Origin of the sequence: Psychroflexus sp. MES1-P1E (assembly GCF_002836055.1) — a bacterium.
In the GTDB taxonomy this organism is placed as follows: domain Bacteria; phylum Bacteroidota; class Bacteroidia; order Flavobacteriales; family Flavobacteriaceae; genus Psychroflexus.
Genome location: NZ_PJBS01000094.1, coordinates 1 through 12,035 on the forward strand (window position 1 = coordinate 1; position 12,035 = coordinate 12,035).

The window sequence follows — 12,035 nt, forward strand, 5'->3', positions numbered from 1 at the left end:
TAAATAATTAAAAACGAGCTCAAAAAAATGAACTTGGAGATAATTAAACAAAAAAAACATATTATATTACACGTAGAATCTTTTTAAACCAAATTCTGTATAGCGATAAATACTAATGAAAAAAATAATTATAATAACAGCTTTTATTTTAGGCACATTCAATGTCATCGCTCAAATAGCGAACGTTGAAGAAAAGTTTGATTTACCAATAATATTGAGTGAATCATCCGGAGCTATATTTTTTAATGATAAACTTATTATTCATAATGATTCGGGTAATGAAAATAATCTTTATGAGTTAGATACGATTTCTGGGTTAGTTACTAGAACAGTTACAGTTACCAACGCCACAAATGTAGATTGGGAAGATATTGCACAAGATGAAACATCAATATATATTGGCGATATAGGCAACAACAGTGGAGATAGAACCGATTTAAAAATTTACACATTAAATAAAAGTGATTATCTAAGTTCCACCAATGTAACAGCAGAAATTATAAACTTTAGCTATTCAGATCAAATAGATTTTGCCCCAAACCCTAATAATACAGAATGGGATGCAGAAGCGCTAATTTCTTTTGACGTAAATAGCTTGATTTTGTTTACTAAAAATTGGGTTAATGGCACAACAAAAGCTTACTCAATCCCAAAAACAGCGGAACATTTACTGTAGAACCATTAACAACAACTTTAACTAGCGGAGGGTATATAACAGGGGCTACCTACAATCCATCAACAGAAAAAGTATATTCAGTAGGGTATAATTCGATATTACAACCTTTTGTTTGGGTTAGTGAAAACTTTACAAATAATGATGTTTTTTCAGGTACTAACACGCAAACATTACTTACAAGCTTAGGGTTTGAACAAGCAGAAGCTATAACATATATTGAGGCTAATAGGTATTTTATTACATCTGAATCATTTAACATCCCTCCCTTTTCCGATAATGGAAAATTAGTTTCATTTACGACTAATGACAACGTATTATCTATTATAGAACAGGCAACTAGCATAGTTAGTTTATATCCAAATCCTGTCAAAGATATGTTATTCATTGATGGCTTAGAATTTACTTCAATTGAAATTTATGATATCAAGTCTGTACTTGTTTATCGAGGATACAGCCAAAAAATAAATGTTTCAAAACTTAATAGAGGGCTTTATTTGGTTAAGATTAATTTAAAAGATCATACATATATTATCAAGAAAATAATTAAGGATTAATTGAATATTGTTTTAAAAACTAAAAAATATATAACGTTGCACAACAATGGCTATAAGTAATTGCTTGTTTTCGTCTACTTCTGAAAATTTCTGCGGAATTTCCAACTCGGTGTATACTTGCAAAGTTTAGTGCTATCCCACGCAACTACTCATAGCCGAGCCGTTGTGCTTAATATATCTCCAAAGCATATTCTTATTTACAATTATATGATTTGCCTGTAATAATTTCTAATTTAAGCCACCAACTAATAAAAACAATACTATTGAGTAGCGATTTTTATAAAACCTCCATTTTACCGTTTGCAGGAATAATCATCAAATTATGTCGAGCTTATACTAACTCGCAAGAAGATTTTGAAGATTATTATCAAGAAGTGTGCTTACAAATTTGGAGGAGTAAAGACAACTTTCGTGAAGAATCTCAATGGAGCACTTGGGTGTATCGGATTTCATTAAACGTTTGTTTAACCTTACTTAAGAAAAAGAAAAATAATGTTCAACATTTTGTATCTGATTCTATAACTGCTGAAGAAACCGAAGACAACTTCGCGTTTTCAGACGAATCTCTAAATTTATTATACGATGCTATTAGAAAACTGTCAGAAATAGATAGAGCAGTTATTATGCTTTATTTAGAAGAAAAATCGCAAAAGGAAATTGCTGAAATTATTGGAACTAACCCCAATAATATTGGTGTACACGTTAAAAGAATTAAAATTAGATTAAAAAAAATATTGGATGGAAAAATCAATTGAAAATATATGGAAAGAAGGTTTTCTTAAAAGCGACGCATTAGTGGCTCCAAAAGTAAACAACCTATACAACCAAAAATCAATTCATATTATTGATAAATTTAAAAGAATGTTTAAAATAAATTTGATTGCAATTGTTGCATTCTCATTTGTTTTCTTAGTGGTCTCATTTTTTGTCGGACTACCTATAACTGGTATCATATTTTTTGTCACACTTTCTGTACTTGTTATTATTAATAAGAGGTTATTAATCGATTTGGATAAAATAGATATGGGTGTAAGTAGTTATCAATACTTAAAGGCATTTAATCAATGGATAATAAAACAAGTCGATATCAATAAGAAAATTTCAAGATTTTTGTATCCTATTATATTTATTTCAATGCTTTTGGGCTTTTGGTTTAAAGATGCAGAAGGTGTTCCTTTAGGTGAAAGGCTTGTCAGTGAAATTATTTTTGGTTTTCCAGACACGTATCTCATATTCGGAGTTCCAGTAATAGGAATCGTTATAGCATTAGTAATAATTGGTCTACTAGCCCTTTTTGGAGCTCGAATTTATAAATGGGATTTAAATATTGTTTATGGAAGAGTATTCAAAAAACTAAAAGAATTAATGACAGATATAGAAAATCTAAGGAGTTAAGCACCTCTTAAAACACCTAATTATAGCGCTTTAAAAAAAAAACGAGTTTTGCATGTAATAATTTTTGATATGGACCACTAACTAAGAAAACAATAAAAATTATGACACTAAAAAAAGCGCTTAACTTTTTTAAAGGTTTAAAAACTGAAACAACTAAAAAATCTGAACTTAAGATTTACGAGAAATTTATTTATACACTAGCAGAATTAGAAAATAGAGAATTTTCAAAAGATGAAATTCAATCTATAGAAACAGAATTGGATAGTTTACAATTAGAATCAACTCCTGAAAACAGAAAAAAATTCTTCAAAAAAACACTTAATAAATTTGAGAACTATTTAAAGGATACTTTCTATCTAACTAACAAAGGCTATTACACTCAATTGTATGGTGGTTTAGGATTATCATTCGGTTTAATGTGTGGTGTTGCTATTTTATCTAATCTAGGTTCTTTAGGTATTTCACTGGGTTTAATAGGAGGAATGGTAGTAGGTGCAATTATTGGACGTAACAAAGATGCTGAAGTTAAAGCAGCTGGAAACATGCTATAATTAGCATCCAAACAAAATATTTCCTTACAGAGATTAGTAACGCTATTTTTTTTAAACACTGATAATTAAAATTGGATAATAGTTATTCAAGCGAAATATCATTTTTAGAATTGATTGGATTTCCAACTACAGGAATGGCTAAAAAAGATAACAAAAGTTTTATAAATCATCTGACATCCGACTCGAACCGAAATCATCTAATCCGTTAAGATAACTTAATTAATAAACCGAATAAAGTAATTTTTATCGCGTGGGGATTGATGGATTATTTTCTAAATTTCTATATAGGCAAACAGGATTATTTTCTGAATTTGCTAAGCTTGACAAAAGCACAATGAATATTAGCGATTTAAATCAATTTGAGAACATCTAAATACATAGACATTTTTCGGATTGTATTAGTAATAAAACAATTGATAAGATGGCCAAAAAAGTAATTCATCATTTACAATAAACTACCGCCAATAATTAAGCATTTGGCTTGCCGATAGGCCCACACTTCGACAAGCTATTAGATTTGTTGTTTATATTGAAGAATCGATAATTAGTATAATATTTGAATAACCAAGAAGAGATTGGTGAACTAGTTTGACGGCTGACTTTATAGAGTCATACTAAGTAATAGTCCTCTTCTCTAGGGCTCAATTATCATTTAGAATAAGTACCAAGGCTTATAAATAGCATGAATACCAAACCTTGTGGTCGTTTCAGAACAATTCTACATAATATCAAATTTATGAAAAATATATAGAAAATCCTAAGCTTTGCCGTTTTGAAGAAAGCTGCGATTTCAGTTATATAAATACAATTGATTTTGATAAGAAAGTGTTAGATTATAAAAACTCTAATATTGATCTTACCAAATTATTAAAAACAGAAGTTCCACTAATTCATCTATTTGAAATAGGGAATATTAAACTAGTCATTCGTGTTATAAGGTATTATTTATCACAAGATAATCAAGATCTAAAATAAAGATTCGAATTTTCCAGTAGTGTTGGGCTTTTCAAAGTCTGTCTAGCTTCATAATATTTGCGCTGATAAGCCCCTTTATTTCTTAGCCCCTAGTGCTGGGATCCCCAGTATCTATGATAAATAACTCCCTCTTTGGCGCGCTGTTGTTTATACTATAATTCACAACTCTGCTCGTTTGTAAAATGTACTGCAAATAAAAAAATATCTACATATTAAACTATTAAACTCTAATACATATCAGGAATTAGTCCGTAACATTGGAGTTTTTACGGATATGCAATAATCTTTCTTATTTTTAAAAAAGTATGTAGTCTTTACTTTTTAATTTGGCTGTTTTGGTTTTGTAAGGATTTCGATAATTAAACGACTAACTTTTGAAAACAATTCAATGAATAAAGGTGTAAGTAAGCCCCAAGAGGAACCAAATATTATTAAGTGGGCACTTAAATTTGCAGGTTCTGCAGGAATAGCTGGAATACTTTGTTGTGTCGCCCCGGCAGTTTTATTTATGTTTGGATTAATGGGTGGAATTTACGCCATTTCCTTTGCTGACTTTTTTTATGCTGACGATGGTTCAATTGGTCTTGGTTCATGGATATTAAGAGGCCTAGCTCTTTTTATTGGTTTTTTTGGTGTTTATATGTTTAGAAAAAAACAAAACCAATGTTCAATCAATCCAAAACGTAAAAAGAAGAACCTGATTTTAATGACTATTATAAGCCTTGTTCTCGGTGTTGGTATATTTCTATCCTTAGAAAAATTGTCATCTTGGTATTTTAACGAATACGTTGTCCCAGCTCAACAAGAAGAATTTAGAATGATGGATCAGAATTAAAAGTAAGATTCAATTTTTTTCGTTTTTTATGCTCCTTGAATTCAACTTATAAATGTGTTCGTATGCTTTTCATTTATTATTAATTACTACTGTTGCAGTATATTAAAAAATAGTATTCATCATATTTTTTAGTAAAATCCAGTTTAAGTTCATGAAGTGTTAGTCCATCAATCACGAATTCTTTAACTATTTTTCTGTTTTTTTAATTTTAGGTTTAGTGAAATTAAATCTGTATTCTTAGATTTTTCTGTTTAATCACACTAAAGTTTTGTGGATTTAAAGTTTACGATGTACTTAAAAAACTACGGCGTGTTTCTACCTTTATATACTACCTATATTGATTCTAAAAAGTTTTTAAGGTATGTCTTTTGAGATTACAAGTTTTTTTTGTAAATTGGTTTTAAAAATTAACCATTTTGAATGAACGATTATTTTCAAACACATAAAAAATCATGTATTACGCTTTCAGCCATGCTGTTAGTTTTTTGTACGTTTTCAAAAGATTACGAGTCCATATTTATTCAGGAAGATTCTCAAATAACAGGATTAGATCGCATACATAGTTCGCCTTATTTAGCACTTTCTCAAGGAATTATTTACGTAAAAGACAATGCTGTTTTTTATAGCAGTGAAAAAAAAACTACTGCAAAAGTAATTTGCTTCTTAGGTGCCAAAACACCCTCAAAAAAGAAAAAGCAACTAGATACAAGTAATCCTTTAGAATTAAGTGCTAAAAAGCACCCCACTCAAGTTATCTACACAATAGCTCCACAGGGCAAATTTCCTCTTCAAGGCGGAGCTTTTTCCAATTATAACAATTGTATAGCCACCGCAACAACAAATATTTTAAAAATAAACAAACCAAGTTCTTCTATCTCAAAGTACACTTATCCTACTAAAGGAGACTTGGTATATGCCGTTGTTTGCAGTAAAGAGATATCAGATACTTATTTTTACGTTAATCCACCCTTTAAAATAGCTGTATTAAGTTGTTATTATTCCCTACCACCACCCATAGGATAAAACTAAAATACCTTTACCAAAGGCAGCAAAAAAGTTTCTTCCATTTCGACAAGTTTAGTGCAGCTTTTTATAGGAAAGCTAAGAGGAGTTTCCTATAACTTATGCATTTATCAATTTCATTAAAATCAAATAAGATGAAAAAATTACTATTAAGTTTTGTATTAATTGCAGCAAATTTTATACTAAGTGCCCAAGTAGGTGTAAATACAACAGAGCCAAAAGCGACTTTAGACGTAGTAGGAGATCCAGCCACCTCAACCGTTTTAGATGGTATTTTAGCACCACGCCTTACAGAATCACAATTAAGAGCAAAAACTTACACTATTGCCCAAGACGGTGTTTTGGTATATGTAACAGCAGATGCAACACCAGTAGCAGGACAAACCGAAAACGTGACCACTAAGGGGTATTATTTTTTTGATGGTGATGCTTCCGTACTAAAATGGACTGGAATTGCAGAAAAAGCACCAACAGTACTAACTGACAAAATAGTTTTTACCGCAGAGTATGCTGGCGCTGCTTTAGAGGCAGATGGTTCTGACAACCTAGGTTTTTTAACTAGTGATAATGCAGGTTCAGCAAATAACTGGATGAATTATTACTCTTGGGAGAACACCCAAACAGATGGAGGTAAGAACGATTATGATATCATCTTGCGTTTTACACTTCCAGCTAATTTTGTGGGTTGGGAAACGGATGCAATTGATCTAGATTATGCTGCAACTTCAGACGCAGATGTTCTAGCAAGTGTGTATGCAGAAGAAAATCCAACAGCCATAGCAATTTCATCAGCTCCATCAAGAGCAGATGAAAATGACTGGACATCAACAACTATTGCATCAGATGCTGAATTATCAACGCTAGTAGCAGGAAGTACAGGAATCATTGTTTTAAAAATGACTGTAACAGATGCCGGTTCTGTAACTACGAGTATAGTACGTTTAGGAGATATTACTTTGAATTTTACAAGAAGTAACTAATTTAATATTATAACACTAGTTTCATAGTAGTGTTATGGTTTAAAACAGGATTACAATTGTATAAAAAAGTAAATCTTATAACCGAATTAAAGAAACAAATCATGATAAAAATAATAAAAATAATTCTATTTGTTTTAGGGGTAAGTAGCTTTGCTGCTACTGGAGTAGCGACCGATAATTTGTGTGAAGCATTCACAAGTAGACCCCTTGCAAAAGAAGCTATGCCAATAGCAGATCAAAGCCTTTGTAATAAGCAAACTGTAAAAACTGACACCTATTACATCGACAAAGATGTAGTCTTGCCAGAAGTGCTATCCAAAGCCATTAACAACCAAAACGAAGGAGTTTTCCATTTGTTTACCCACGGTAAACCAGGCCAACTTTTTATCAACGGCAAATGGCTTGAGAAAGAAGCAATTGCTTTTTTTCTAATCGAACAGTTTTCCCACCCTTTTGGAGAGATGTCCGAAGGACAGAGTGGGGTTAATATATACGGCTGTAATTTTGCAAAAGGCGGAAAAGGTCTTGAAGCGTTGGCTTACCTAGAAAAGCAACTCGGTATTTCCGTAGCAGCTTCTAAAAATATAACTGGTAAGGATGGTGATTGGAATTTAGAGGCAGGAAATCAATTTTTTTCAGCTCTTGCTGTGCCAAATTATAAATATAATCTGCAAACAACAATTGCTAGCGATGATTTTAGCAGTGGGAACAGTTCAGGAGGATCGGGTTGGGTAAATAATTGGACTTTAACAGGTGATAATATTTTCACAGGTGGTGAGCTTTTTATGGATGGAGGTTCGCCTTTCGATTTTGCAACAAGAACAGTAGATTTAAGTACCGTATCATCAGCTCAATTATCACTATCTGGAAGATGTGAGGATAGTAGTTCTGGTTTTGAATCAGATGATTTTGTTAGTGTTGAAGTTTCAACAAATGGAGGAACTTCGTATACTACATTATGGACAAGAACTGGGTCACAAATTTGCCCAAGTGATGATGATGTGGAAACTCAAAATATTGGTCCTTTAACTTTACCTGTTGGAAATGCAAATACAATAATCAGACTAAGGTCTGAGTTAAATAGCAGTTCTGAGGATTATTATTGGGACGATATAGTTATAAGCTCCTCAGGAGGTGGGCCTAATCTTCCTCCAATTAGTATTAATTCAATAACTACTCAATTAAGTATTGCTTCAGGTGATACTTCAACTTTGAATGATGGAGATCTAACACAGCAAGAATTTTACTTCGCTAATCAAGATTATCCTGGCACCAATACCGAAATTTTTAATATAACCTTTAACCAACCGTCAATATTAACTCAGTTAAGAATATTATTGGAAACGGATGATGATGGAGATGATTCTTTTTTAGAGAATGGGGTTCAATACAGAGTTCAAGGTTTCAATGGTTCAGCTTGGGATAATTTAACTTCTATGACGACGTCAGATGGAAATGTTACTGATTATAACGGAAATGAACGAGAAGATTTTGATTTTCCTTCTAATGTTACACCTTATACTATTTATAGGATTTTATGGGTTGGTAGTACTAGTGGAGCTCAAGTTGTAGACGATCCATGGATAGAAGAAATTCAATTTACAGGAACTCCTGTAGATCCTTGCCCTGTTTCTGGAACTGTAAATAGCACAAACATAAGTTGCGGGAATGCTACAGGGAGCATTACTATTAGTAATCCAACAGGCGCTGCAAATGGTAATTATCAATACAGATTAAATACAGGAGCGTGGCTTTCAACTTCAACTTTTACGAACCTAATTGCCGGTACATATAGTGTTGGTGTTCGTGATGCAGATGATACCTCTTGCGATGTAACTATTGCAACTGTAACCATATCAGAGACCAACAACGACACAGATTGTGATGGTATTCCAGACAGTACAGATGTTGATGATGACAATGATGGTATTTTAGATGTTGATGAAGGTCTTACTGGTTGTATTTCAGTTGATGAAGCAATTACAAGTGTAACAACTGATTTACCCTCTACAAATAATACTTCAACTTTATTTGATGGTGTTATAGACGGTCAACAATCATTTTACTTTGATAATAATCAGCCGTATCCAGGAAGTAACCAAGACATATTTAATATTGGCTTTGATCAACAAATAGCTTTAACACAAATTACAGTTCAACTAGATGGAACAGTTTCATTTTTAGAAAGTGGTGTGCAATATAAAACTCAGGGTTTTGATGGCTCAACTTGGGTTGACCTTACTGGCACTAAAACATCAGATGGAACTGCTAGCGGAGACCAAGAGGTTTTTGATCTTTCTAGTAATACCATAGCTTACGCTAATTACCGTATTTTATGGACTGGAGGTGGTCAAGTTGGTTGGGACCCTTGGATAGAAGAAATACTAGTAACTGCATTGCCTTGTTCGGGATTCAATAGCCCAGATACAGAGGGTGACAACATACCTAATCATCTAGATTTAGATAGTGACAACGACGGTATTCCAGATAACATAGAAGCACAGACATCGCTTGGATACATTGCACCAACGGGAAATGTTGGGGACAATGGCTTAGATAGTGCTTATGAAAATAATGATTCCTCAACTGCAACAGGACTGACTCCTGAAAACACAGATAATGCTGACCTTCCAGACTTCTTAGATTTAGACTCAGATAACGACGGTATTTTTGATGTTGAAGAATCGGTGTTTCCTGTATTAGCCAATGATGGAAGTGGTAAGGTTACAGGTGCTTTTGGTATTAATGGATTGTTGTCAAGTCTTGAAACAGTAGATGATTATTCTGATGTTAATGGTGCGTTTGATGATACGACACCAGCAAATGACTTTATAGATGTAGATAATGACGTAAATTCTGGTGGTGATGTTGATTATAGAGATGTTGATATGGATAATGACGGCGTTTCAGACGGTCAAGATGTAGATGCTGATAATGATGGGATTTTAGATAGCGTTGAGTGCAATACAAATTCTGAAATTATAATCGACGATAGTCTTATAGCCAATGGTGATTTTAATCAACCTAATGGAAATCCTTATGAAGGTGATGAAGACGCAACGAATGGTGCAGATACTAATTTTGCTCCCTCGCCCTGGGGAAGATTTGATACCCCAGACTTGAGTACAGATTTGACTATCGCATTTCAGGGTAATGAAACGGCTAGAGCTTCTTTGCCCGGTTTTCAATCTTCTCCTTCAGGAGGGTCATTTATGGGTTTTAGAGATGATGAAGGTATTTTTGGGGATATTATTATAAATGATCCTGATGAGGAATTAACCGTTAGATTCCTTTATACCGAATATAGAAATCCTGGTACAACTGGAGGTAACCCGAGTGATGTAGATATTGTTTTTCGTTTTAATTCTACTTCCACAGTCACAGGACAACCAATTGGCACAGTCCTCAATTTAATTGACTCTGGAGGTACTCCTGGGACTTGGGAAACACGTACTTTTACTTTGGTTCCTTCCGCCTTAGGGATTTCAACCGCTGGTACATATAATATTTTTATTGGAAGTAATATAACTGATCTTAGAGAAATTTGGGCATTTGTAGATAACTTTGTAATTATTGAAACATCAAGTATACCTTGTCCAGATTCAGATGGAGATAGTATAGCAGATTATCTAGATCTCGATTCAGATAATGATGGTATTGCAGATATTATAGAGGCAGGAGGTTTAGATTCCAACACTGACGGTCGAGCAGACGATAATACAGATACAGACAGTGACGGTTGGGCAGATACCTTTGACCCAGATAATGGCGGCGCCGCCCTTGCAGACACTAATAGCGATAGTGATTTTTACCCAGATAGAATAGACATAGATTCAGACAACGATGGTATTGTAGATGTCATAGAAAGTCAACCAACCCCAGATTACGTTGCTCCAACAGGCACAGATGCAGATAATGACGGTATAGATGATGCTTTTGATACAGACGGAGGAGGTGCTTTTACGCAAATCTTAGCCGATACAGATAGTGATGGCGTCCCAGATATGTTTGATGATGACAGCGATGGTGATGGTGAAAGCGATACGATAGAAGCTTACGACATTAATAATGATGGTGTAGCAGATACGCTTCTCCTTGGAGCCGATGCAGACAATGACGGTTTAGATGATGCCTTTGACTTGTTTAATTTACTCACTACTTCTACCGGTCTAAACCCAGCCAACGGCTCACAAAACGCAGGTAGTTTTCCAGATACAGATAATCCAGGTAGCGAATCTAACTGGAGGGAATTTCTTTTTATAGACTATATGAGACACGGAAAATTCTTTAGAAATAACGTAGAACAACCTATGGATTTTGGAAAGAGTTCAAATTAAGATTATTTCATTACCACTTGTTCCTAACGAGTAACATAAAAAGAGTTTCTTTAAGAACCTTTGGATATCAAAACACCCTTAACAGCTTTGTTAAGGGTGTTTTGATGCTTTGTAAGTAAATCGGCTCAGGTATGTAGGACGAAGTTTCTGCGTCCTAGGTTATTAGAGCAACTCGGTCAACCATATAAATTGTCATCCTGAAACACTTCTACAAGCTCAGCGCAACACGTGGTATAAGGAGACAAATCCACAAGTTATCGTCCTGCTAAACTACGTTTGAGCATTTCACATATAGCATATCTCGCACACTAAAAAGTGTGCTGATAGCTACCGACCAATTTAATTTTATGGTCCATCATCAAGTACTTGTCAAACAAACCGATTCTGGTGTTACAAAAGATTTAGCAGATAGCTTAACCAACAATTTTTTAAATCAAATGGCATCTTTGAGCTTAGACAAAGGGTTTTACAGCAAATTAAACAAACAATATATGGACACTTTATCCCTATTGCAATTATGCCTAAAAAGGCTAAGCCAAACAAAGAAGAATAGGCAGCACGATTTAAAAATTGCGCAAGACTCATAGTGCTTAGGAATCAAATATTAATCAACTAGAATACAATGGACTAGGGAGATGTAGAGCCACTTCAGGCTATTTTTATCTAACTATTCCTTTCAAATACAATGTATAGCCATAGGTTTCGACGA

General features: G+C 33.6%; 10 protein-coding genes. 9 read left to right on the forward strand and 1 reads right to left on the reverse strand.

Features of this window, described 5'->3' with window-relative positions:
- Window positions 1-115 precede the first annotated feature (115 nt).
- Window positions 116-676, forward strand: coding sequence for a hypothetical protein (locus CXF67_RS18570; RefSeq protein ID WP_257984554.1), 561 nt, complete (start codon window positions 116-118; stop codon window positions 674-676).
- Between the two features lie 49 nt (window positions 677-725).
- Here CXF67_RS18570 and CXF67_RS18575 read toward each other — a convergent pair whose 3' ends face one another.
- A complete protein-coding gene (locus CXF67_RS18575) occupies window positions 726-1,061 on the reverse strand; it encodes a hypothetical protein (RefSeq protein WP_257984555.1) in 336 nt (111 codons plus the stop codon).
- Between CXF67_RS18575 and CXF67_RS18580 the strand changes: the two genes are divergently transcribed.
- From CXF67_RS18580 to CXF67_RS02160, 8 genes are all read left to right on the forward strand, one after another.
- Complete coding sequence (locus CXF67_RS18580) at window positions 1,051-1,230, forward strand: T9SS type A sorting domain-containing protein (RefSeq protein WP_257984556.1); 180 nt, start codon at window positions 1,051-1,053, stop codon at window positions 1,228-1,230. The genes CXF67_RS18575 and CXF67_RS18580 overlap by 11 nt on opposite strands.
- A gap of 263 nt (window positions 1,231-1,493) precedes the next feature.
- Window positions 1,494-1,985 (forward strand): RNA polymerase sigma factor, encoded by a 492-nt coding sequence (locus CXF67_RS02130; protein ID WP_102087254.1) that lies wholly within the window; start codon window positions 1,494-1,496, stop codon window positions 1,983-1,985.
- The gene (locus CXF67_RS02135; protein ID WP_102087247.1) at window positions 1,969-2,625 is read left to right on the forward strand and encodes a hypothetical protein; all 657 of its coding nucleotides are present in this window, start codon (window positions 1,969-1,971) and stop codon (window positions 2,623-2,625) included. Before CXF67_RS02130 ends, CXF67_RS02135 begins: the two co-directional genes overlap by 17 nt.
- 101 nt (window positions 2,626-2,726) lie before the next feature.
- On the forward strand, window positions 2,727-3,176 hold the full coding sequence (locus CXF67_RS02140) for a hypothetical protein (RefSeq protein ID WP_102087248.1): 450 nt from the start codon (window positions 2,727-2,729) through the stop codon (window positions 3,174-3,176).
- A gap of 1,363 nt (window positions 3,177-4,539) precedes the next feature.
- Entirely contained in the window at window positions 4,540-4,986 is a 447-nt protein-coding gene (locus tag CXF67_RS02145) for a hypothetical protein (RefSeq protein WP_102087249.1), read from the forward strand.
- A 420-nt stretch (window positions 4,987-5,406) separates the two neighbouring features.
- Entirely contained in the window at window positions 5,407-6,009 is a 603-nt protein-coding gene (locus CXF67_RS02150; protein WP_102087250.1) for a hypothetical protein, read from the forward strand.
- A 134-nt stretch (window positions 6,010-6,143) separates the two neighbouring features.
- A complete protein-coding gene (locus CXF67_RS02155) occupies window positions 6,144-6,989 on the forward strand; it encodes a hypothetical protein (RefSeq protein WP_102087251.1) in 846 nt (281 codons plus the stop codon).
- A 101-nt stretch (window positions 6,990-7,090) separates the two neighbouring features.
- Window positions 7,091-11,326, forward strand: coding sequence for a DUF4347 domain-containing protein (locus CXF67_RS02160; protein WP_145990346.1), 4,236 nt, complete (start codon window positions 7,091-7,093; stop codon window positions 11,324-11,326).
- Window positions 11,327-12,035 lie beyond the last annotated feature (709 nt).